Raw genomic sequence first — 22,996 nt, 5'->3', positions numbered from 1 at the left:
TTACCTAGCTTCTTTGGGTTTCGGTTTCAGTATGACGCGCACGCGCTTTGAATCGGAGGATTTTTCCCCTGCCCTGACGACCGAATTTTTACTATCGTATTCGATTAACTTGCTGGAATAAGTGGCATTGCCCTGCCAGACCGTCGCCTCATCAATCAGAATCAGCAGGTTCTTTTTAGGGTAATATTCACCGATCAATGCTTCACCGGTAATGTCTTCCTCACCCTCGCTGGGCTTCTGTCTGAATTTTGCCTTATTACCGGTAAACACCAGCTTCTCGGCATCGCCATTGACAAAATGTACCACCAGCTTGTCGGAATGGACTTTGATACTGCCCTGAATGGAGATTACGTTGCCCGTATAAATGCTTATGGCTTTGCTATCATCGTAAGTCGCCGTGTTGGAATCTATCGTGATCGGTTGCTCGGAATCGCTTTTCAGCGCCATTGAAGTGGAACTGTACAAACCTAATAGCAAGGCAAAACCGCAGAAAATTGCCGGATTTTTAATGTGTTTCATACTTTCCTCGCACGTTAGCGAGCAATTTAATGTTAATTGGATTGGAAAAAACGAGTTTCATGCCGGTACCCGTGGTGACATTAGGCGGGCTAATCAGCTCCGCCCATTCATCAGTTTCCGCATAGCTGGTTTCCGGCTTGACCCTGACATTGGAAGTATTGATTATAAGCTGGTTAACGCCCTCGCCCTTGGCTCTTTCTACATTGACCTTGCCGGTCAGCAACAGATCCTTGCCGTCGGCGGATAAAATACCGGCTTCCGACTTAACAACCCAGGGCGGCGTTTTTTCCTTATGAAAAAACATCACAGGATTCTCCAAATGTGTCGTGCCATCATCGTTATAGTGAGTCATTTTATCGGCCAGCAATTTATTTTTTAACTTGCCCGTTTCATCCATTTCCCATTTTGTATAGCCTTTGCTGAAATAATCCGGACTATGATCCGGTGCCGGAGCCCGCACCTCATCCACTCCGGTCAATTTAACCAGCCACCAGCTCATTACGGCAATAATGGCGATATACAGGTAAATATATTTTCCATTCAAACTGATCATTTCAGGTAAGCGTTCACCACCTCGTCAAAACGGCCTTGAGCCTGCATGATTAAATCACAGACTTCCCTGACGGCGCCATGGCCGCCAGGCAGTCGCGTATACCAGTCGGCACGCTGCTTAACGGCAAAATTCGCGTCATTAACCGCGATCGCAAGACCGACTCGGGTCATGATCGGCAGATCCAGCAGGTCATCCCCTACATGAGCGGCCTGATCCGGCGTTATGCGCAATTTATCGATAATTTCGTTAAACGCGGCAATTTTATTTTCATGACCTTGATAGACATACTCAATGCCCAGATTCTTCATGCGCAGCGCCACCGAATTCGATTTGCGGCCGGAAATAACCGCCACTTCCACGCCGGTTTGCCGCAGCAGTTTGATGCCGTGCCCATCGCGGGCATGGAAGGCTTTATATTCGTTGCCTTCATTGTCAAAAAAAAGCTTGCCATCCGTTAACACGCCATCCACATCCAAAATCAGAAGCTTCAGCTTTCTGGCTTTTTCCATTACGACTCGCATTTGCTCAGTTTCCGTCATTACACTATTCCCGCATGGATCAGGTCATGCATATTCAAGGCCCCTATCGCGCGCCGATTATCGTCAACGACAATCAGCGCATTAATTTTTTTCTGTTCCATGATCCGCATGGCTTCGGCGGCGAGAATGTCTTCCGGAATAACAGCACAATTCGGGGTCATGACTTCAGTAATGGCGGTGCGATGGATATCCAGATTCCGGCTCAGCATGCGCCGCAAATCGCCGTCGGTAAAAATCCCGATGACCCGGTTGTCGGTATCGACAATCGTGGTCATGCCCAGTTTTTTTTCAGTCATCTCCAGCAAAGCCTCGCCGATCAGCGCCGTCTCCGGCACTGACGGCACTTTATTACCGGCATGCATGATATCACTGACCATTAATAACAGCCGTTTGCCTAAACTGCCGCCAGGATGCGAAAGCGCAAAATCATCGCGCGTAAATCCACGCGCATCTAGCAATGACACCGCCAAGGCATCGCCCATCACCAGTGCCGCGGTTGTACTGGAGGTCGGTGCCAGTCCCAGCGGACAAGCCTCTTGCTCAACCCCTACATAAATATGCGCGGTGGCGAATTTGGCCATTGTGGAAGCCGGATTCCCCGTCATTGCGATTAAAGGCACGCCCAACCGCTTGATAATCGGCAGGATAGTCAAGAATTCGCTGGTTTCACCGGAGTTTGACAAGGCCAGCACGACGTCGTGCCGGGTAATCATGCCCAGATCGCCGTGACTGGCTTCCCCCGGATGCACAAAAAAAGCCGGCGTTCCGGTGCTTGCCAGCGTAGCGGCAATCTTGCCGGCGATATGTCCCGATTTGCCCATGCCGGTAACGACGACGCGCCCGGTACAATTGAACATCAGCCGGCAGGCGGCGACAAATTCATCATTAATCTGATCGGCTAAAGAAGCGATCGCCTGCTTTTCCACCTGAATGACAGCCAGCGCCAATTCACGGAGTTTTTGATCATGTATTTTCATTTTCTGCCGGTAAAATCAGACGGAAACCGCACTTTGATAAATAACCCATTGATAAGCGACATAGGCGGACAATAAGCCAAAACCCTCCCAATGATTAATATACCCGGCTTTCGAAATGCCATAACCGAGGATAAACAAGACGCCGGTATACGCCAGCATAACCGGGAAATCGCGATCAAGAACACTTTCAGCAACGGGACCGGGCGCCATCACGCCCGGCACCGAATAGACAGCCAGCAAATTATAAATATTCGATCCGATAATATTGCCAACCGCCAGATCATCCTCTTTCTTCAATACGCTGCCAATTGATGCGGCCAGTTCCGGCAGGCTCGTGCCTACAGCGACAATCGTCAGACCAATCACCACATCACTGACATCAAAAAACCGGGCGATATTGACTGCCGACATCACCAATATTCGCGAGCTCAACAGCAACCCTATCAATCCCAACAAAAAATATGCCCAAGCTTTGTTGCCGGGCAGGCCTTCGGGTAATCCTGTGTCCGCCGCATCGCTCAAGGAGCCGTTTTGCTTCTCATTAACAGCCGAACGAATCAGCCATCCTGTAAACAGGCCTAGCCCGGCCAGCAGCAACAGGCCGTCAAAAATATCCAGGCCATCAAAAGTCAGCAGATAGCTGCCGATGCTGATGCCCATTAAAATCGGCAGTTCTCTCTTCAAAATGCCGGTATGAAATGCCAAAGGCGCAATCAGCGCCGTCCCGCCCATGATTAAACCAATATTGGCTATATTCGAACCCAGGGCATTACCCACCGCCAATCCGGCATTGCCTTGCCAGGACGCAATGGTTGATATCAGAATTTCCGGGGCACTGGTTCCCAAACTGACTATCGTCAAGCCGATGAGCAATGGGGAAACACCCAGGTTTCTGGCAATAGATGCCGTTCCAGTAACGAACTTATCCGCCGAATACGCTAAAACGCCCACCCCCGCCAGCAGCGCAATACAATTGATAACCATAGGTTGCCAGTTCGAAAAATTGCCTATTATGCCATGTTTATTTCATTGATGTATTATAGAGCTTCTAATGAAGGTACAAGTTTGCAGTATTTAATTATTGCCTTACAGCGTCCCTGCATCGATCATCAGACGCTGCTTTTTCTTTCTCAAACAGCCATATATTGACTTAACAGGGACTAGTCATAGAAAATAGCTTGTTTAGATTTCGAAACATATATCTTAAACCGCGCATGGATAACAGCGTCTCCTCCCAAAACAGCTTGGTTTCTGTTCATAATTTGTCGTTTTCCCGGGGCAACAAGAAAATATTTGACGATATTTCACTGGAATTCGAACGCGGCAAGATTACCGCCATCATGGGCCCTAGCGGCACAGGCAAAACCACACTGTTAAAATTGATCGGCGGTCAATTATTCCCTGAACGAGGCTCGGTAACGGTAAACGGACAGAACGTCCATCGCTTGCGTCGATCGGAATTGTACAATTTGCGCAAACGCATGGGCATGCTTTTCCAAAGCGGCGCCTTGTTAACCGACATGAGCGTTTATGATAATGTCGCTTTTCCGTTACGCGAACACACCCATCTGCCCGAATCCATGATCCGCACGCTGGTCCTGATGAAACTGCAGGCCGTAGGACTGAGGGGCGCGCGCGACCTGATGCCCAATGAATTGTCCGGCGGCATGGCCAGACGCATTGCCCTGGCCAGGGCGATTGCCCTGGACCCGATGATGATCATGTACGACGAACCGTTTACTGGCCAGGATCCAATATCCATGGGGGCGCTGGTGCATCTGATCAAATCATTGAACACTACCCTGGGCCTGACCAGCATCATCGTCTCGCACGATGTCCATGAAACAGCCGCGATCGCCGATTATATCTATGTGATATCGGATGGCAAAATTGTCGGCCAGGGCACACCGGCAGAGATTCAACAATCGGAATCGGAATGGGTTCAACAATTCATGACCGGCGCGGCGGACGGACCGGTACATTTTCATTACCCTGCGGCAGACTATGTTGACGACCTGCTTTCATCGGCAAAACGGTCCCGCCGCCGGGTATCAAAGCGCTACGGGCAGCTATAAACATGATTCAATTTGTACAATATCTGGGCAGAACGACACGTACCAGTTTTACCAAACTGGGGCGTGGCACCTTCTTTCTGCTCCATACGCTTGCCGGCATTGGCGACGTCCTGCCGAGACCCAGACTCATTCTTAACCAGATGTATTCAGTTGGTGTCCTGTCTTTTCTTATTATCACCATTTCAGGGCTTTTTGTCGGCATGGTGCTGGGTCTGCAGGGTTATTACATTCTATCCGATTTTGGCGCCGAGGAGACGCTCGGCGTCATGGTTGCGGCGTCGCTGGTCAGGGAACTGGGCCCAGTGGTATCGGCCTTATTGTTCGCCGGCCGGGCCGGTTCCGCTTTGACGGCGGAAATCGGCCTGATGAAAGCGACAGAACAGCTTTCCGGCATGGAAATGATGGCCGTCGATCCGATTAAACGGATTATTTCCCCGCGTTTTCTAGCCGGCTTGTTATCCATGCCCTTGCTGGCGGCGTTATTCAGCATGATCGGCATCATCGGCGGTTTCATGGTCGGTGTCGGTTTGTTGGGTGTGGATGAAGGCGCTTACTGGTCACAAATGCAGGACAGTCTGGATTTCCAGGATGATATTGTTAATGGCGTCATCAAGAGTCTTGTTTTCGGTTTTGTCGCGACCTGGATAGCGTTGTTTGAAGGTTATGACACCATCCCGACTTCCGAGGGAGTCAGCCGCGCCACTACGCGTACCGTGGTCAATTCAGCTTTTAGTATTTTAGGTCTGGACTTCATCCTGACCGCACTCATGTTCGGAGATTAATTAACATGCAGCACACCAGTACCCAGGACACGCTTGTCGGGCTTTTTGTCGCCGCCGGCATCGTTGGCCTGCTCTTTCTTGCCCTGCAAGTCAGTGGTTTAAGCGCTTTTATTAAAGAAGATACCTATACGGTAACCGCCCGGTTTGAAAATTCCGGCGGACTGAAGGTTAAATCCGCGGTTTCCTCGGCCGGTGTCAAAATCGGGCAAGTCAGCGCCATCAAATTTGACCCGACCACTTACGAGTCCGTCGTGGAAATGCGCATTAACTCGCGCTACAACACGCTTCCGGATGATACGAGCGCCAGCATCTTCACCGCCGGTCTGCTGGGCGAACAATATGTCAATCTGGTACCAGGCGGTTCGGATGAAACCTTGAAAGATGGCAGTATGATTGAACTCACGCAGTCAGCCATTATTCTGGAAAAGCTGATCGGCCAGTTCCTGTTTAAATCAGCTGAAGAAAAAGCGGAAACGAACAAGTGAGCAAGCTGAACATCATTAATCAGGGAGCTGGACACTTTATCATCGACGGGGATTTGACCTTTTCAACGATAGACAAACAGACGGCCAAATCATTTGCTTTCTCCAAGACAGCGAAACACATCAATATCGACCTCAGCCGTGTCGCACGCACAGATAGTGCCGGACTTGCGCTCATGATCGAATGGATAAGATACGCGCGTGATCATAAAATTCAGCTGGGCTTTAAAAATATTCCCGAGCAACTGCTTAATCTTGCCAGACTGAGCGGCTTTGACATATCCAACCATTTTACCAGTCAGCCTGATTCGCCCGAGTTTACTGATCTTTAGCATTCACCAAGACAACCCAAGACATTCCGCATGGATAAACTAATCATTACCGGCGGCGCAAGACTTTCAGGAGAACTGCGCATCTCCGGCGCCAAAAATGCAGCTTTACCGATTCTGGCTGCGACATTGCTATCAGAAACCCCCGTCAGCGTCGGCAACATCCCGCATCTGCACGATATTACAACCACAATGGAGTTGCTGGGCCGCATGGGGGTTCAGCTCATCGTTGACGAAAAAATGAATATCGAAGTCGACACGAACTCGATCAACAGTTTCGAAGCACCGTACGAACTGGTCAAAACCATGCGCGCATCGATTCTGGTACTAGGTCCTTTGCTGGCCCGGCATGGCGAGGCGCATGTATCCTTGCCCGGCGGCTGCGCCATAGGCACACGCCCGGTCGACATTCACATCAACGGACTGATCAAGATGGGTGCCGATATTACCGTCGAGGGCGGTTACATCCATGCCAAGGTTAACCGCCTGAAAGGGTGTCGTCTGGTACTCGAACAGATTACCGTGACCGGCACGGAAAACCTGCTCATGGCGGCGACGCTGGCCGAAGGCACCACGATTATTGAAAATGCGGCGAGAGAGCCGGAAGTCAGCGACCTGGCGCATTTTCTGAATGCGATGGGCGCCAAAATTTCCGGCATCGGCACCGATGTCCTGGTGATTGAAGGTGTCGAAAAGCTGGGCGTGGACAATTTGCACTACGATATTCTGCCCGACCGTATTGAAACCGGCACCTACCTCGTTGCCGCCGCCATCACGGGAGGAAAAGTCAAACTGAAGAATACCCGGCCTGATCTGCTGGATGCGGTGCTGGCAAAACTGGTCGAAGCGGGCGCCGACATCACAGCCGGCGATAACTGGATTCAACTCGACATGCACGGTAACAAACCGAAAGCCGTCTCGGTGCGCACGGCCCCCTACCCGGCGTTTCCGACCGACATGCAGGCCCAGTTCACGGCCATGAACACCGTCGCCGAAGGCGTCGGCATCATTATCGAAACGGTGTTTGAAAACCGCTTCATGCATGTCCAGGAAATGCAGCGCATGGGCGCCGACATCAAACTGGAATCGAATACCGCCATCTGCACCGGCGTCAAAAAACTGACCGCGGCGCCGGTCATGGCGACCGATTTAAGAGCGTCCGCCAGCCTGGTCATCGCCGCCCTCGCCGCCGAAGGCGATACGCTGGTTGACCGCATCTATCATATAGACCGCGGCTACGATCATATTGAAGAAAAACTTTCGCAACTGGGCGCGACTATACGCCGCGTCCCAAGATAAGGGATCTGCCATGCTGACTATCGCCGTATCCAAAGGTCGAATTTATGAAGAAGCTCTGCCCCTGCTGGAAGATGCAGGCATCACGCCGATTGACGACCCGAACAAATGCCGCAAGCTGATTTTGCAAACCAACCGTGACGACGTTCAACTGGTCATCATCCGCGCGACCGATGTGCCTACGTTTGTCGAATACGGCGCCGCCGACCTCGGCATCGCCGGCAAGGATGTGTTGCTGGAACACGGCGCCGAAAGCCTGTACGAACCGCTGGACCTGAAAATCGCCTGCTGCCGGCTCATGACCGCCGCGCCCATGGATGCGCCGGACATCTCGGGCAGAATCCGCGTGGCGACCAAATACGTCAAAACCGCCCAGCGCTATTTCGCCAGCCGCGGCATTCAGGCCGAAATCATCAAATTGTACGGCTCCATGGAACTGGCGCCGCTGGTGGGTCTGGCCGATTGCATCGTCGACCTCGTCGATACCGGCAACACCCTGAAAGCCAACGGCCTGGAACCGCGCGATCTCATTATGAATATCAGTTCCCGCCTGGTCGTGAACAAGGCGGCCATGAAAATGAAACACCAGGCGATTCAGTCACTACTCGATCAATTTGAAAAAACCCTTGCGGAAAGATAACGCCATGTCCGATTTAAACCTTACCAAACTGGATGCCTCGTCAGCCGATTTTGACCGGCAATTGAAAAACCTGCTCGCCTGGGACGAGACCGACGACCTGGAAATTCATCAACGCGTATTGTCCATTATTGCCGACGTGCGCAAAAACGGCGATAAAGCCGTGATCGAATACACCAACCGCTTCGATCACTGCCAGATTACCGATGCCGGCCAACTCGAACTGTCCCGGGACAGGCTGAAAGCGGCCTGGGAAAAACTGCCCGCCGACCAGGCCAAAGCCCTGCAGACAGCGGCCGGCCGCATTCGCGCCTATGCGGAAAAACAGAAGATGGAGTCCTGGCAATACCCCGAAGCCGACGGCACCATGCTGGGACAGAAAGTCACCCCGCTGGATCGCGTCGGGCTTTATGTGCCGGGCGGCAAGGCCGCTTACCCGTCTTCAGTCCTCATGAACGCGATCCCGGCCAAGGTCGCCGGTGTCGGCGAACTGATCATGGTCGTGCCTACGCCGCATGGCGAAACCAATGAACTGGTGCTGGCGGCCGCGTATCTGGCCGGCGTCGACCGGGCCTTCGCCATCGGCGGCGCCCAAGCGGTCGCGGCACTGGCTTACGGCACGGAAACGGTTCCGGCCGTAGCCAAAATCGTCGGCCCCGGCAATATTTATGTCGCCACGGCCAAGAAACTGGTTTTCGGGCAGGTCGGCATCGACATGATTGCAGGCCCTTCGGAAATTCTGGTGATCTGCGACGGCAAGACCAACCCGGACTGGATTGCCATGGACCTGTTCTCGCAGGCCGAGCACGATGAAGACGCTCAAGCCATCCTGATCAGTGACGACGCCGACTTCCTGAGCGCCGTCGAGCAAAGCATCCGCAACCTGTTGCCGCAGATGGAGCGGGCCGACATTATCAGAACCTCGCTGACCACGCGCGGCGCGCTGATCAAAGTCGGCAATTTAAGGGAAGCCGCCGAGGTGGCCAACATCATTGCCCCGGAACACCTGGAACTGTCGGTTGAAGATCCCGCGGCCCTGTGCGAGCGCATCCGCCATGCCGGAGCCATTTTCATGGGCCGCTATACCGCCGAAGCGCTGGGCGACTACTGCGCAGGCCCCAATCATGTCCTGCCGACATCGAGCACCGCACGCTTCTCATCGCCTTTAGGGGTCTACGACTTCCAGAAGCGCTCCAGCTTGATCAACTGCTCCGAAGCGGGCGCGGACATGCTGGGCAGAACCGCATCGATACTGGCGCGCGGCGAGAGCCTGACCGCCCATGCACGTTCCGCCGAATACCGAATAAAGTCAGAGTAAGGCCCAAGGTGCAGGGCGGACAGGTTTTCGCCCTGCACCTTGGCAATTACTTTTCACCTTTGTCTTGAGTCTTAAATTAATGTATGTCACAAAATGATCTGATTGCCTCCGTGTTCCGCCGGGAAGTGCTGGCCCTGTCTGCTTATAAAGTGGCTGACGCCACAGGCTTGATCAAACTCGATGCTATGGAAAATCCTTACTCTTGGCCTGACGATATCAAGGCCAGCTGGCTCGAAGCACTGAAAGACTGCCCGCTGAACCGGTATCCCGATCCTGAAGCCAAAGCGCTTGCGGCAACGCTGAGACGCTTGAATCAGTTGCCCGACCAGTTCGAACTACTGCTGGGCAATGGCTCCGATGAGATCATTCAATTGCTGTTGATGGCGCTGCCGCCGGATGCCGGCGTCATGGCGCCTGACCCCGGCTTCGTCATGTATAAACAGCTGAGCCACTGCCTGGGTCTGAGCTATCATAGCATTCCGTTACAGGCCGATAATTTTGATCTGGATGTACCGGCCATGCTGGCGACCATTGAAGCGCACCAGCCTTCGGTTATTTTTCTGGCCTATCCCAACAACCCGACCGGCAACCTGTTCAGCGAAGACGCGATGTTGGCCGTCATCAAGGCAGCCAAAGGGCTGGTGGTCATTGATGAGGCTTACGCGCCCTTTGCCGACGCCAGCTTTATGGGCCGGCTGGATCAATTCGATAACCTCCTGGTCATGCGTACCGTATCCAAACTGGGGCTGGCCGGCCTGCGCCTGGGTTATATTGCCGGCAACCGGGCCATTATCGAGCAACTCAACAAAATCCGCCTGCCTTATAACATCAACAGCCTCACACAGATCAGCGCCGACTTTGCCCTGTCCAATAAATCGCTGTTTGACAGCCAAACACGGCAAATCCGCGCCGAGCGGGCCGTTGTCTTTGAACAAATGAACAACATGGACGGCATTACCGCCTATCCGAGCGCGGCTAATTTCATTCTGTTCAGAACGCCGAAAAACCAGGCGAACAGCATTTTCGCTTCCTTGAAAGAACAAGGCATTTTGATAAAAAATCTGGCACCGCAAGGCGGCCTGTTAAGCGATTGCCTGCGTGTAACCATTGGAACTCCGGAGGAAAATAAAGCGTTTCTTGCCGCATTAAGAAATGGTCTGGCCGCTCAATAAGCTGATACAGGCTATCTGTCAAGCTGTTGACCCTACAAAAAATCACTGTCGAGCGAGATACAGCACGTTATGACAGGACAAATTATAAAGTCCATAGCTTTAAGCGGAGTATGTATTGTGCTTTTAAATCCAGTCAGGATGCCGGTTAGCGGGCAAGTGCGTTTAAACGCTTCAAAATAGATAAGTTGTAATGGTATATTGGCGACCATAAAAACTAGAAAACCATGTGCTTTTTAAAGCACAGACCCAATCAGGAGAGTTATAAATGAATAATGAAGGCGTCGATAAGTCCAAGCGCCAGTTTTTGACCACGGCGCTGACTGTGGTGGGGGCGGTCGGCACAGGCTATCTAGCGGTTCCTTTTTTGGCTCAAATGCAGCCCAGTGTCAAGGCGATGGCGGCCGGAGCACCGGTTGAAGTTGACATCAGCAAAATGGAGCCCGGCCAGTTGCTTAGAGTCGAGTGGCGCGGCAAGCCGGTCTGGATTCTGAATAGAACACCGGAAGTGCTTGAAACACTAAAAACACTGGATAACGAACTTCGGGACCCGCTCTCGCAGGAATCCATACAGCCCGCCTCGAGCAAGAACCCCGCGCGCTCCATCAAGCCAGAAATTTTCGTTGCCGTAGGCTTATGCACGCACCTGGGCTGCTCGCCTACCTTCCGCCCGGAAATTGCCCCTAATGACCTGGGCGACAAATGGAAAGGCGGCTTTTTTTGTCCTTGCCACGGCTCGTGGTTCGATCTGGCTGGTCGTGTTTATCGCGGCGTGCCGGCGCCTACCAATCTGGAGATTCCTCCCTACCGTTATATTACCGACACGTTAATCATCATCGGCGAAGAAACTACCACGGGGGCAAGCGCATGAAACCATCACGTCTAACGGCATGCGGCAACTGGGTCCTGGACCGCTTTCCACTGACAAAACTCTGGAATGACCACATGGCGCAATACTATGCGCCGAAAAATTTCAATTTCTGGTATTTCTTTGGCTCGTTGGCCTTGCTGGTGCTGGTCAACCAGTTCGTAACCGGCATTTTGCTGACCATGAACTACAAACCGGACGCCAAACTGGCCTTTGACTCCGTCGAATACATCATGCGCGATGTCAACTGGGGCTGGCTGGTGCGTTACATGCATTCCACCGGCGCTTCGGCCTTTTTCATCGTGGTCTATCTGCACATGTTCAGAGGCCTGCTGTACGGCTCGTTCAAGCAGCCCCGCGAACTGATCTGGATCTTCGGCATGCTGCTGTTTGTGGCGCTGATGGCCGAGGCGTTCATGGGTTACTTGCTGCCTTGGGGACAGATGTCCTACTGGGGCGCCCAGGTGATCATTTCACTGTTCAGCGCCATTCCCGTGATCGGCGATGAACTGTCGCTCTGGGTCCGCGGCGATTATGTCGTTTCCGATGCCACGCTGAACCGGTTCTTTGCCTTCCATGTCATCTCGGTGCCATTGGTCCTGGTATTGCTGGTTTTCCTGCATATCGTGGCGTTGCATGAAGTCGGTTCCAACAATCCGGACGGCATTGAAATCAAGAAAAACAAGGATGCTAATGGCATTCCGCTGGATGGCATCCCTTTTCATCCTTACTATACCGTCAAAGATATCGTCGGCGTCGGTGTATTCATGTTGTTTTTCGCGACCGTTATTTTCTACATGCCTGAAATGGGCGGTTATTTCCTGGAGCACGCCAACTTTATTCCGGCCGATCCGATGAAAACGCCCGAGCATATCGCGCCGGTCTGGTACTTCACGCCGTTTTATGCCATTTTGCGCGCTATCCCGGACAAATTTGCCGGTGTTATCGGCATGGGCGGTGCCATTGTCGTGATGTTCCTGCTGCCGTGGCTGGATCGCAGCGAAGTCAAATCGATCCGCTACCGCGGCGGCATTTACAAAAAAGCCCTGCTGCTCTTCGTCATCAGCTTTCTCGGTTTAGGCTATCTGGGCACGCAGCCTGCGACACCGGCCGCGACAACCGTTGCACGCATTTTTACGGCAATCTATTTCGGCTTTTTCCTGCTGATGCCTCTATATACGCGTTGGGAAAAATCGAAACCGCTGCCGACGCGCTTGACGGATCAGCCCAGCCTTGAAGACCGTATTCCGGCATTGATAGAAACCTATCATGAAATAACCCTGGTGAAACAGGTAACCAAAGAAGACGGCACTACAGTCCTGAAGAGAAGACCCAACCCTGCAGGCATTCTCAACGTCATCACTCGACTAGCAAAAAAACTAAAAAAGAGCCTCGATTGATATGAAAAAATTTATCACACTATTTTTATTGTTGATTCTGCCTTTAGGCGTCTCTGCCTCGGAAGGCATCGAACTGCAGGAGGCCGATATCGATCTTTCCGACAAGGTATCCCTTCAGCGCGGGGCCAAACATTTTGTAACCTATTGTTTGGGCTGTCATTCGGTCAAGCATATCCGTTATTTGCGCATCGCCCTTGATATGGGCGTTGATGAAAAGAAAGTCTTGAAAGACATTGCGCCGGAAGGCGCCGGTATTTACGACCAAATGCACAGCGCCATGAATGCCCATGACGCGGAAAAATGGTTTGGCATTCAACCGCCCGACTTATCATTAATCGCCCGCTCACGCGGCGCTGATTGGCTGTACAGCTATTTAAAAGGTTTTTATACCGATAAAAGCAAAATTCTGGGAACAAACAACGCGGTTTTCCCGGATGTCGGCATGCCCAACGTTTTATGGCAATTGCAAGGCGGACAGAAGCCTCTGTATAAAAAAGTGGACGGCAAACAGGTAATTGACAAACTCGTCACAGAGGAACCGGGCACCTTATCCCAGGCGGAATTCGACCGTGTCGTTAACGATCTGGTCAATTTTCTGGTCTATGTCGGAGAACCGGTACAACTGGAAAGGCAACGCATGGGCAAATATGTCCTGTTCTTTATTTTAATGTTTGTCGGCATCGCCTATCTGCTGAAACGGGAATACTGGAGAGATATTCACTAGTCTGCATGAATGAAAAACAGGGATGTTTTTCGTGCCGTGCGAGTCATTAATTCTGATGGTCTGCACCGGTCAAAAACCTGATCTTCCATGCTATAATGCCCATTTTTACCGCCCCACTCGTCCTAAATGAGGTTGTTATTCGTGGCAAATATTAATACACGCAAATCTGTAATGACGCTTTTTTCATCTCCGACATGTGCAATGAGCCACTGCGCCCGCTTTGTTTTACACGAAAAGGGCGTCGCCGCAGACATAGAATATTATGACCCGAATGATCCGCCCGAGGATTTGCTTGAACTGAACCCCACCGGCACATCGCCGACTTTGATAGAGCGGGATCTGGTGCTCTATGATTCTCGCATAATCATGGAATATCTTGACGAGCGCTTTCCACACCCGCCTTTACATCAGATGGATCCGGTTTCACGCGCTAATGCCAGAATGCTGATTAAACGTATAGACCAGGATTGGTATCAGTTACTGGATGAGATTTTATATTCGGGTGAGAAAAAATCAGCCCGGGCCAAAAAGATGCTTAGGGAAAGTTTATTGTCCGCCGCTCCTATCTTTGCCGCCCGCCCCTATTTTATGAGCGATGAATTTTCGCTGATTGATTGTGCCCTTGCACCTCTACTATGGCGCTTGCCGAGCATAGGTATCGATGTATCAACACCGAGCGAAGCGATTACCAATTATGCCCAGCGTATATTCAGAAGACCGGCATTCAAGCGCAGCCTCAGCGAAGCCGAAAAAGAAATGGCTGATTCACCAAAATGACTTCTTTAAAACCCTATTTAATCCGTTCAATCTATGAATGGATTATTGATAACAACCTGACCCCGCATTTACTGGTCGACGCTGAAAATAGCGATGCCATTCTGCCGCAGGAATTTATTGAAGACGGAAAAATCGTCTTGAATATACGCCCCGAAGCGATACAAGGGCTTTCCTTAGGCAATGAGGACATTCAATTTAATGCCCGATTTGGCGGCAAACCGATGCACATTGTCACGCCGATCGCAGCGGTAATGGCCATCTATGCCAAAGAAAACGGCAAGGGAATGATCTTCGATAGTGAAGATGGAGAGGGCGATGAGCCGCCTCCGGAAAAAAAGCCTCCCAACAAACCGAACTTACGCGTCGTCAAATAATTTCCTTGCCCAATCCGCCCGAAATGCGATTGGGCGGGCTTTATTTTTTATCGGGTGAGTAAAACGCGGACAGACGAGAGCGATCCCCTATCACATCATTGGGTATGGCTACAATTTTTGCAGTGCCGCGTTTTTTTACCTGATCAATACGGATAATCTTGTGTACAGGAATAAATGAACGGTTAACCCCTTCAAACTCGGACCGGAGTTTCTCTTCCGTCGGATCGACGACAATTGAGGATTTCTCCCCAAAAACGAAATCCTCAATAATCACAAACCCATACAGATCTGCTTGATAAACCTTTTTAACGTAGACTTCATAGACCTGGTCCTGATTAATAAAAACAACCTTATAAATATGTTTTTCCGACATGTCGATTGGGTACCCGATAAAAATTGATCTTTGATAGTTTAATCGGATTCAGGCACTTATGCACTAAAGCAAACCGCCTTAAGCATAAATGATTTCGGAACATTTACAGCAAGGGAATATAATCTGTCCCTTTCGAATCGATGTCATACAAACCGGCCACACAATTCCCGCTATAGATGTTAAATGCACGCCGGATGATTTCCGCCAAGCCATCAACCAAATCATAATCATCGATATTTTCCAGATCAACCCATTTCGCATCGGCAATATCGCTCTGAGCGGTCGGTATCGAATTCCCTCCCTCATGTAACAGGGCCAAATAATCAATAATTACATAGTGGAAGTTCTCAATCCGTCTTTCCACTACCGCAACAATATTCTTTATTTCCGTTATCAGACCTGTTTCCTCCTGAATTTCCCGCTGACAAGCCGATACTAAAGATTCGCCTGCCTCCAGCTTGCCGCCGGGTATGGACCACAAGCCCATGGCGGGCGGCTGATTACGTTGTATCAGTAAAACCTGATTTTGAAGATTGAAAACAATCCCGCCGACGCCAATAGCGGGCATAGGAAATACGCTTGCGGTATTATCAGGTGTCGTCATTCTCAACCTCTGAACTTTTTTATTATTACTTAATCTTTTTAATTGTTATAGTAACTGCGCCTAATAATAAAAAAAGACAGGCTCCTTCAATACCATTACTAACCCGTCTAATTTGATAATCATTATAAAACTCAACTCTTTTTGCGAGGTGAAACATGGTCTTACTAAAGCAAATTCTTACTCTATCCATACCTCTGCTCTGGTTTGGAACAATGCCGGTTTCAGCCGCCGATATTGCAGCCGGTGAACAAAAAGCAGAGACTTGCAGTGGTTGCCATGGCCCCAAAGGCAAAAGCAGCAACCCTCAATGGCCAAACCTTGCGGGGCAACAATCCAACTATATCATTAATCAACTGAATGCGTTTAAGGATGGCACCCGTAATAACCCGGTCATGCAACCGATGGCCGCCAACCTGAGCGATGAAGATATAGCAAACCTGGCCGCTTACTATTCAACACAAAAACCCGAGAGCGCCGGCGGTGATTCCGCCCTGATAAAAACGGGTCAGGCTAAAGCAAGTATGTGCCTGGGATGCCATGGTCCTTCGGCTGAAGGCAATGGCCAGTTTCCAAGACTTGCCGGGCAACATCCTGAATACCTGGTTCAGCAATTGAAAAGTTTCAAGGAGGGGTCACGCAAAGCCGGACCGATGCAGGCTATTACCGCCAATCTGTCCGAAGAAGATTTTCAGGCTTTGGCTGCTTATTTTGGTTCTTTGTAACGCGGTTATTTTTATATTTATCGCTCCCGATACTAACCTGAATATTTCATCACGAAGGACACGAAGGCTTTTCAATTCAAATACTTGCCCATGTTTCCGTATGAATGCATGAAATGACGGGAAGAAAATGACAATACCTTTATTTTCTTCGTGTTCTCGGCAACCGCTGAATCACAGGGATGTGGTGAATGTCGAAAACGCAGGAGCGGTTGCCGAGGAGCAAATATCTGTCCTTGGGGTCGTCTGTGGTTTTATGAAATATCCGGGCAAAAGCTTCATAGCCGAAAAAAAACAATTATGCCAGATTCTGGAATCAATCATATTCGATGACATACCCGATAATATCCGCCGGCATTCCAAGCGGGTTTCAGGCGATACTGGGGGCGAACAGCAATAATCAAAAAATTAACCCTTTCAAAAAGGCGGCATAACCGCCTTTTTTGTTGCCTTTGTTTATATTCAAATGCCTCGGGCAAGGTAAATGCTTTATCATTAGCGCATTTATAACAATAAGCCTAAAGGGCGATTCAAAAAATGCGTAACCACTCGGAAATAAAAACAGACCGTAATCTATCTCTGATATTTTTATTTGCAGTTACATTATTTACCAGTGCTTCACTGATGTTTGTTCTGCAACCCATGTTCGGGAAAATTTTGCTGCCTTTACTGGGTGGCTCTCCGGCAGTCTGGAACACCTGCATGGTGTTTTATCAAAGCATTTTATTTCTCGGCTACTTTTACGCTCACTATATTTCAACGCGCCAAAGCTTGCACCGACAAATTCTGATACATGCGGGGGTTATACTGATCAGTTTTCTGGCACTGCCTCTGGCGTTATCTGAAAACGCCCAGCCGCCGACGGATAGCGACCCTACCTTCTGGTTGTTCTGGACACTGCTTCTGGCTATCGGCCTGCCTTTTTTCGTGGTATCGACCACGGCCCCGTTGATCCAAAAATGGTTTGCCAATATTGGCCATCATACCAGCCATGATCCTTACTATCTCTATGCCGCAAGCAATACCGGCAGTCTGATCGCCTTACTGAGCTATCCTTTTATTTTGGAACCGAACATAGGACTGGCCGAGCAAAAAACCTACTGGAGCATCGGCTACCTGCTGCTTTGCGCCCTTATCGCCGGATGCGCGTTTATTTTATGGCAAACCCGGCAAAAAGCCGAAACCACGCAGGAAAGCCTGCTTGACAGCAGCGACCTGAGCCCTTACACCCAACTGCACTGGCTGGTACTGGCGTTCGTTCCATCCAGTCTGCTGCTGGGTCTGACCAATTTCATCAGCACCGATATTGCATCGGTTCCGTTGCTGTGGATCATTCCGCTGACGTTATACCTGTTGTCCTTTATCATTGTTTTTTCCAAGTGGAACCCTGTTATCCATCCGTTAATGGTCAGGCTACAACCCATTGTATTGCTGCCGTTTATTGCCTATTCATTCATCAACCCGGCAGTTCTGCCCTACTGGATGGACCTGACGCTGCACCTGCTGGCCTTTTTTCTGGCCGTCATGGTCTGCCATGGCGAGCTGGCTAAAAACAGACCCCATACCCGGCATTTAACCACCTTCTATCTGATCATGTCGTTTGCGGGCATGCTGGGCGGGATGTTCAACACGTTCGTGGCGCCTTTTATTTTTGATGCGGTCTATGAGTATCCCATCATGATAGTCGCGGCATTGCTGCTGCGCCCCGGCCTGAAATCGTCAATAACCAAACACAACCTGGCCTGGGCGCGGCAACTGATATTACCGGCGGCACTAGTCATCATCGGCCTGATTGTTTACGCCAGCGGCGAAAATCTGCCTCAATACCTCGACACGATCGGTGTCGGCCTGATCTTGATAACCGGCCTGACCTTTGCTTTCAGACGACAACCCATCACGCTTGCCCTGTTAACGGGGACTCTTATCTTTTTCACCCAGGGACTGCATGGATTAATGTCCAACACGCTTTATCAGGAACGCAGCTTTTTCGGTGTCCTTTCGGTTCGTGAGAGCGTATTAGCCGATGAGCAAAATCGTCCGGAAAAATATCACGAACTCTTTCATGGCACGACCAAGCATGGTGCACAACGCCTGACCGCCGCTCACATTCAAACGCCGTTGACTTACTATAGCCGTCCAGGACCGATGGGCCAGCTTTTTAAAGCCTATGATAACAACAACCAGAGCTGGCAGATCGGCATCGTAGGCCTTGGCGCAGGCGCCTTGACCTGCTATGCCAAACCTCAGCAGCAATGGACGCTGTACGAAATCGATCCGCTGGTCGTCGAAGTCGCCAGCAATCCAGCTTATTTCCGCTATCTTCAGCAATGCAGCCATAACGCAACCCTACGTATAGGTGATGCCCGTTTATCCTTGAAAAAAGAGCCTGATCAACTGTTCGACTTATTGGTCATGGACGCCTTCAGCTCGGATGCGGTGCCCACCCATCTGCTGACCCAGGAAGCGCTTGAGCTTTACTTCAGGAAACTGAAGCCCGGGGGACTATTGGCGTTTCATATCACCAACCGCCATCTGGCGCTAAAAAAAGTATTGTCCGACCATGCCAAACAGCTGCAATTGTCCGCCTTGATCCAGGAATTCAAACCACAGCAGGAAATCCCGCTGGTCGTGGCGACGGATTGGGTGGTTCTGGCAAAGCGTCCCGAAGCGCTGGAGCCGCTGCGTATCAGCCGACTGGGCAACTGGCAGAAACTGCCTTTGTATTTCGATATGAAACCGTGGACGGATGATTTTACGAATATTGTCAGTATCTGGAAATAAGCCGGCCGGATCCGGCGCTCTCCGTTTTGGCTGAAGCGCCGGCCAGGTTAATCGCCGATAAATCAGGGCTTTAGAATGGCGCCGAGAGTTGGATTTTCAAGCAACGTCCTGGATGCCAGCAAAGCTATGTTCCGGCCTTTATAGGGATAGCGATCGCTGAATATCGATGCCGGCAATGATTCTGCATCCTTATAGCTAATAAGGATGTAACCGTCCTGATGCTGCCGGGCCCAGCGGTATAACACTTTCAAATTCGGCAATACCGTAATCGGCTGCTTAAGCCGCCCGCCAAAATGATACTGGCCATGATATTTGTTGCCATACAAGGCAATGGCTCGGTTTTCTTCCATTAAGCCGGCGATCTTCCGGGCCGCCGGTTTCGTATCGTAGTGGCTGGCCTTAATTTCGAAAAAACCGCACGATAACAGCAATGATGCCGCTAGCGAGGCAATACAGAGATAAAAAGCGGAATTTGGCGCATCCTTGGCCTTGGCCATTCCCAAAACTACCGCGACTGCCAGTAGCAGCCCTCCCCATACCGGCGAAAACAACGATAACTCAGCCCGCCAATGGTAATGATCATTCAAGCCGGGAAGGATCGTCAATATCACGCCAAGCAAGGCGAATAGACCCATCACAACGAGATGGGCGCGCTGCCAACGGCCACGCTCGGTTATTTCATCCGCCGACCGCGCTAGCATCAATGCTAAAGCGGGCAACAAGGGTAACAGATAATGAAGACGCTTGCCGCTGACCAGCGAAAAAGCGATAAAAACAGGCACCGCCCAGGCCAGACAAAAGCGCATGCCGGCATCATTAAAATTCACTCGCCTCAGCCCCGTCCATACAGGCGTCCATAACAGCCACGGCAACAACAATAACGGCAATAGCTCCAAGTACCACCACCACGGCAGCCGATGCGCAAAGGAGTCGACCAGTCGCCCGCCGGTCTGCCCGAAAAAAATGGCCTTTCTGTACGCTTCGCCACCGGCGATACCGGCAGGCATCGCCCAGCACAAGGCGATGCCGACAGCTAGTAAAACAGCACCCAGAATACGATAATACCACTGCCGCCAGGAAAATCCGGCAGCCGGCAGCCACCAAGGCGCCAATAGCGCGACAGGCAACAAATGCAGCAAGATCACCGGGCCTTTTGTCAAAATTCCCGCGCCCATGGCAACGCCCAGCATTAGCCAATATCTGAAAGCCAGCCCCGAATAAGCGAGTTTTAGCAGACTGTAGATACCCAGCAAGGCGAAGAAGGCCAGCATCATGTCGAACATCGTCAGTGTGCTGAAGACAATCCAGAAAAAGCACCCTAGCAATATCAACGGCGTGAGCGCTTCGGTTTGCGTCCTATCCGGCCATAATATGCGCGCGACGGCCCGGGATAAAAATAAGGCGGCCAACGAGAATAACGGCCCGATCAGTCGCAGCGACCAATCGTTAACACCCAGCACGAACCAGCTTGATTGCATCAACCAGAATAACAGCGGCGGTTTGTGACTGTAAGTCTGGCCGTTTAAGTAAGGAACGAGAAAGTCCCCTCTGACCCACATTTCCCATGCGACAGCGGCATATCGGGTTTCATCGACCGGAATTAACGGGCGCGTGGAGAGATTAACCGCGATCAAGCCCGTCCAAAGAAGAAAAATCCAAAATCGAATGGGCAAGAGCTGATACATTGCTTACTACACAGAAAAGACGAGGAACTTATTCGGTTTTCAAAATCTTGTGTTCGTAAATAACAAAATACAGATTCCGAAGATAAATGAATAATCCGGTTAATTGACCGACTATGAAAACAGGATCCTGTCGATGCACCGCATACGCAAAAAGGGTAATCCCGCCGGCGATACTGAAATACCAGAACGCGACAGGAAAAACACTTTTTTTCTCACGTTCACTTTTCAGCCATTGCACGACGAAACGAGCCGAAAACAATCCCTGCCCCAAAAAACCGATAATCAGCCAAAGATTCTCAGTATCCATTTTCGCTCTCCTTTATTACGGGTAACTTCATCCGTCGCTTTAACCACATAACGCCTAACAAATCTGTAATGCCCACCCAGAGCCGGTCTAAAGTACCGTATTTTGAATAGCCGGCCATTCGTGGCCGATGATTGACCGGTTCGGAGATGACCTGCCCTCCGGCCCGCAGGATTAAAGCCGGCAAAAAGCGATGCATGTGATCGAAATAAGGCAGCAGAAGGAATTTATCTCTTAAAAACAGTTTAAGGCCACATCCTGTATCGGGTGTATTATCGCCCAGCAGGCGAGACCGTACGGTATTGGCCGCCCTGGAGGAAAACAGTCGCCAGGCAGAATCATGACGTTTCCTACGCCACCCTACCACCATCCATAAGTTGCCCAGGCGTTTGCTTTGCCGCATGAATACTTCATACAAACGCGGAATATCAGCCGGGTCATTTTGGCCATCACCGTCCAAAGTCGCTATGCAGGAGTAATTCGCAGCTTTGACCCCTGTATAAATGGCCGTACTTTGGCCATAACTTCGCTCGTGCCGGATGACTCTTAGCGATTTGGTCTTTTGAAGCGCGTGCCGTAAAACTGTCGCCGTATTATCGTTACTGCCATCATCGACATAGATAATTTCATATGCCTGCGCAGCCCTCATGGCCTTAACGATCTCTTCAATTAAAAAGAGGATATTTTCCTCTTCATTATGTACAGGAACAATAACGGATATTTTCATATAATCCCCTGATTAGGAGATTCCAAAAAACTTAATAAAAAAAAAGGGCGGCACTCAAGGATGAATGCGACCCTTTCTTATCTGAATGTATAACCTCAGTTATACATAAAGTACATATTAGCGTTTTGAGTATTGTGGACGTTTTCTGGCTTTATGGAGGCCCACTTTCTTACGCTCTACCACACGTGAATCGCGTGTGACAAATCCTGCTTTTCTAAGGGCTGGACGCAATGCCTCATCGTATTCCATCAATGCACGCGTCAGACCGTGACGAATAGCACCAGCCTGACCGGAAGGGCCTCCGCCTTTAACAATCACGTTAACATCGAACTTACTTTCCATATCGACGCATTCCAGCGGCTGACGGGAAACCATCTGATCGGTTTTACGACCAAAGTATGTTTCGATGCTGACGTTGTTAATAGTGATTTTTCCAGTGCCTGTTGTTGCGTAAACGCGCGCTACTGCACTTTTACGACGGCCTGTTCCATAATACTGAGCTGCTGCCATGGTCTACCCGCTTATAATTCTAAAACTTTTGGCTGTTGAGCCTGATGATCGTGTTCGGGACCTGCATAAACTTTCAATTTCTTGAACATTGCACGACCCAGTGGATTGTTAGGTAACATTCCTTTAACCGCGGTATTGAGAATACGATCAGGGAAGGTTTTTCTTAATTTGCCTAGACTAACGGTTTTCAAATTACCGACATAACCCGTATGGTGTTGATACAACTTATCTTTTTCTTTATTGCCGGTAACGCCTATTTTTTCTGCATTGACTACAATAATGTAATCGCCGGTATCAACATGCGGTGTATATTCTGGTTTGTGTTTACCGCGAAGACGACGCGCAATTTCAGAAGCAAGACGTCCCAGCGTCTTCCCTTCCGCATCAACTACGTACCAATCGCGCTTAACTTCTGCTGGCTTTGCACTAAATGTTTTCATCGTTACTTAGTCTTTCTGTTAAAGGCCCAATAAA

At 50.4% G+C, this 22,996-nt stretch carries 27 protein-coding genes; 15 read left to right on the top strand and 12 right to left on the bottom strand.

What is annotated here, in order from left to right:
* Genes lptA through METMA_RS0111920 form a run of 5 tightly spaced genes read right to left on the bottom strand, consistent with a single transcriptional unit; the run spans nucleotide 1 to nucleotide 3,572 of the window.
* Complete coding sequence (lptA, locus tag METMA_RS0111940; RefSeq protein ID WP_020159323.1) at nucleotides 1–519, bottom strand: lipopolysaccharide transport periplasmic protein LptA; 519 nt, start codon at nucleotides 517–519, stop codon at nucleotides 1–3.
* A complete protein-coding gene (gene lptC, locus METMA_RS0111935; RefSeq protein WP_020159322.1) occupies nucleotides 506–1,072 on the bottom strand; it encodes an LPS export ABC transporter periplasmic protein LptC in 567 nt (188 codons plus the stop codon). Before lptC ends, lptA begins: the two co-directional genes overlap by 14 nt.
* Complete coding sequence (kdsC, locus tag METMA_RS0111930; RefSeq protein WP_027147269.1) at nucleotides 1,069–1,593, bottom strand: 3-deoxy-manno-octulosonate-8-phosphatase KdsC; 525 nt, start codon at nucleotides 1,591–1,593, stop codon at nucleotides 1,069–1,071. Before kdsC ends, lptC begins: the two co-directional genes overlap by 4 nt.
* Nucleotides 1,594–1,610: 17 nt before the next feature.
* Complete coding sequence (locus METMA_RS0111925; RefSeq protein WP_020159320.1) at nucleotides 1,611–2,588, bottom strand: KpsF/GutQ family sugar-phosphate isomerase; 978 nt, start codon at nucleotides 2,586–2,588, stop codon at nucleotides 1,611–1,613.
* A gap of 15 nt (nucleotides 2,589–2,603) precedes the next feature.
* Entirely contained in the window at nucleotides 2,604–3,572 is a 969-nt protein-coding gene (locus tag METMA_RS0111920; RefSeq protein ID WP_020159319.1) for a calcium/sodium antiporter, read from the bottom strand.
* Nucleotides 3,573–3,802: 230 nt separating this feature from the next.
* Between METMA_RS0111920 and METMA_RS0111915 the strand changes: the two genes are divergently transcribed.
* From METMA_RS0111915 to METMA_RS0111855, 13 genes are all read left to right on the top strand, one after another.
* Nucleotides 3,803–4,663 (top strand): ABC transporter ATP-binding protein, encoded by an 861-nt coding sequence (locus tag METMA_RS0111915; protein WP_020159318.1) that lies wholly within the window; start codon nucleotides 3,803–3,805, stop codon nucleotides 4,661–4,663.
* Between the two features lie 2 nt (nucleotides 4,664–4,665).
* On the top strand, nucleotides 4,666–5,445 hold the full coding sequence (mlaE, locus tag METMA_RS0111910; RefSeq protein WP_020159317.1) for a lipid asymmetry maintenance ABC transporter permease subunit MlaE: 780 nt from the start codon (nucleotides 4,666–4,668) through the stop codon (nucleotides 5,443–5,445).
* A gap of 5 nt (nucleotides 5,446–5,450) precedes the next feature.
* The gene (gene mlaD / locus METMA_RS0111905) at nucleotides 5,451–5,930 is read left to right on the top strand and encodes an outer membrane lipid asymmetry maintenance protein MlaD (protein WP_020159316.1); all 480 of its coding nucleotides are present in this window, start codon (nucleotides 5,451–5,453) and stop codon (nucleotides 5,928–5,930) included.
* Nucleotides 5,927–6,259, top strand: a complete 333-nt coding sequence (locus tag METMA_RS0111900; protein ID WP_020159315.1) for an STAS domain-containing protein — start codon at nucleotides 5,927–5,929, stop codon at nucleotides 6,257–6,259. The genes mlaD and METMA_RS0111900 overlap by 4 nt, the downstream gene beginning before the upstream one ends.
* Before the next feature lie 30 nt (nucleotides 6,260–6,289).
* Complete coding sequence (gene murA / locus METMA_RS0111895; RefSeq protein WP_020159314.1) at nucleotides 6,290–7,555, top strand: UDP-N-acetylglucosamine 1-carboxyvinyltransferase; 1,266 nt, start codon at nucleotides 6,290–6,292, stop codon at nucleotides 7,553–7,555.
* Nucleotides 7,556–7,565: 10 nt separating this feature from the next.
* Nucleotides 7,566–8,192 carry an ATP phosphoribosyltransferase gene (gene hisG, locus METMA_RS0111890; protein WP_020159313.1) on the top strand — a complete coding sequence of 209 codons (627 nt, stop codon included), beginning with the start codon at nucleotides 7,566–7,568 and terminating at the stop codon, nucleotides 8,190–8,192.
* Between the two features lie 4 nt (nucleotides 8,193–8,196).
* Entirely contained in the window at nucleotides 8,197–9,507 is a 1,311-nt protein-coding gene (hisD, locus tag METMA_RS0111885; protein WP_020159312.1) for a histidinol dehydrogenase, read from the top strand.
* Nucleotides 9,508–9,590: 83 nt separating this feature from the next.
* On the top strand, nucleotides 9,591–10,679 hold the full coding sequence (gene hisC / locus METMA_RS0111880) for a histidinol-phosphate transaminase (RefSeq protein WP_020159311.1): 1,089 nt from the start codon (nucleotides 9,591–9,593) through the stop codon (nucleotides 10,677–10,679).
* A gap of 265 nt (nucleotides 10,680–10,944) precedes the next feature.
* On the top strand, nucleotides 10,945–11,547 hold the full coding sequence (gene petA / locus METMA_RS0111875) for a ubiquinol-cytochrome c reductase iron-sulfur subunit (RefSeq protein ID WP_020159310.1): 603 nt from the start codon (nucleotides 10,945–10,947) through the stop codon (nucleotides 11,545–11,547).
* Nucleotides 11,544–12,944, top strand: coding sequence for a cytochrome b (locus tag METMA_RS0111870; protein WP_027147268.1), 1,401 nt, complete (start codon nucleotides 11,544–11,546; stop codon nucleotides 12,942–12,944). The genes petA and METMA_RS0111870 overlap by 4 nt, the downstream gene beginning before the upstream one ends.
* Nucleotide 12,945: 1 nt before the next feature.
* Nucleotides 12,946–13,668 (top strand): cytochrome c1, encoded by a 723-nt coding sequence (locus METMA_RS0111865; protein ID WP_020159308.1) that lies wholly within the window; start codon nucleotides 12,946–12,948, stop codon nucleotides 13,666–13,668.
* Between the two features lie 171 nt (nucleotides 13,669–13,839).
* A complete protein-coding gene (locus METMA_RS0111860) occupies nucleotides 13,840–14,445 on the top strand; it encodes a glutathione S-transferase N-terminal domain-containing protein (RefSeq protein ID WP_198014666.1) in 606 nt (201 codons plus the stop codon).
* A complete protein-coding gene (locus METMA_RS0111855; protein WP_020159306.1) occupies nucleotides 14,442–14,819 on the top strand; it encodes a ClpXP protease specificity-enhancing factor in 378 nt (125 codons plus the stop codon). The genes METMA_RS0111860 and METMA_RS0111855 overlap by 4 nt, the downstream gene beginning before the upstream one ends.
* 40 nt (nucleotides 14,820–14,859) lie before the next feature.
* Here the strand turns inward: METMA_RS0111855 and METMA_RS24500 are convergent, their stop codons facing one another.
* Complete coding sequence (locus METMA_RS24500) at nucleotides 14,860–15,192, bottom strand: DUF1820 family protein (protein ID WP_020159305.1); 333 nt, start codon at nucleotides 15,190–15,192, stop codon at nucleotides 14,860–14,862.
* Nucleotides 15,193–15,295: 103 nt separating this feature from the next.
* Nucleotides 15,296–15,796, bottom strand: a complete 501-nt coding sequence (locus METMA_RS24495) for an NUDIX hydrolase (RefSeq protein WP_156830490.1) — start codon at nucleotides 15,794–15,796, stop codon at nucleotides 15,296–15,298.
* 155 nt (nucleotides 15,797–15,951) lie between these two features.
* On the opposite strand from METMA_RS24495, the gene METMA_RS0111840 reads away from it, so the two are divergent.
* Together METMA_RS0111840 and METMA_RS0111825 are read left to right on the top strand one after the other, a co-directional pair.
* The gene (locus tag METMA_RS0111840; protein ID WP_027147266.1) at nucleotides 15,952–16,518 is read left to right on the top strand and encodes a c-type cytochrome; all 567 of its coding nucleotides are present in this window, start codon (nucleotides 15,952–15,954) and stop codon (nucleotides 16,516–16,518) included.
* A 534-nt stretch (nucleotides 16,519–17,052) separates the two neighbouring features.
* The gene (locus METMA_RS0111825) at nucleotides 17,053–19,296 is read left to right on the top strand and encodes a fused MFS/spermidine synthase (protein ID WP_020159300.1); all 2,244 of its coding nucleotides are present in this window, start codon (nucleotides 17,053–17,055) and stop codon (nucleotides 19,294–19,296) included.
* Nucleotides 19,297–19,358: 62 nt separating this feature from the next.
* Here the strand turns inward: METMA_RS0111825 and METMA_RS0111820 are convergent, their stop codons facing one another.
* From METMA_RS0111820 to rplM, 5 genes are all read right to left on the bottom strand, one after another.
* The gene (locus METMA_RS0111820) at nucleotides 19,359–20,930 is read right to left on the bottom strand and encodes an ArnT family glycosyltransferase (protein WP_232216347.1); all 1,572 of its coding nucleotides are present in this window, start codon (nucleotides 20,928–20,930) and stop codon (nucleotides 19,359–19,361) included.
* 79 nt (nucleotides 20,931–21,009) lie between these two features.
* The gene (locus METMA_RS0111815; RefSeq protein WP_020159298.1) at nucleotides 21,010–21,288 is read right to left on the bottom strand and encodes a lipid-A-disaccharide synthase N-terminal domain-containing protein; all 279 of its coding nucleotides are present in this window, start codon (nucleotides 21,286–21,288) and stop codon (nucleotides 21,010–21,012) included.
* Nucleotides 21,278–22,012: a glycosyltransferase family 2 protein gene (locus METMA_RS0111810; protein ID WP_020159297.1), complete on the bottom strand. Its 735-nt coding sequence runs from the start codon at nucleotides 22,010–22,012 to the stop codon at nucleotides 21,278–21,280. Before METMA_RS0111810 ends, METMA_RS0111815 begins: the two co-directional genes overlap by 11 nt.
* A 117-nt stretch (nucleotides 22,013–22,129) precedes the next feature.
* A complete protein-coding gene (gene rpsI, locus METMA_RS0111805; RefSeq protein ID WP_020159296.1) occupies nucleotides 22,130–22,522 on the bottom strand; it encodes a 30S ribosomal protein S9 in 393 nt (130 codons plus the stop codon).
* 11 nt (nucleotides 22,523–22,533) lie between these two features.
* On the bottom strand, nucleotides 22,534–22,962 hold the full coding sequence (gene rplM / locus METMA_RS0111800) for a 50S ribosomal protein L13 (protein WP_020159295.1): 429 nt from the start codon (nucleotides 22,960–22,962) through the stop codon (nucleotides 22,534–22,536).
* Nucleotides 22,963–22,996: the final 34 nt, after the last annotated feature.

It is taken from the genome of Methylobacter marinus A45, assembly GCF_000383855.1.
GTDB lineage: Bacteria > Pseudomonadota > Gammaproteobacteria > Methylococcales > Methylomonadaceae > Methylobacter > Methylobacter marinus.
Note: the sequence above shows the minus strand (reverse complement) of the source record. Positions and strands in the feature narration are given on the sequence as shown.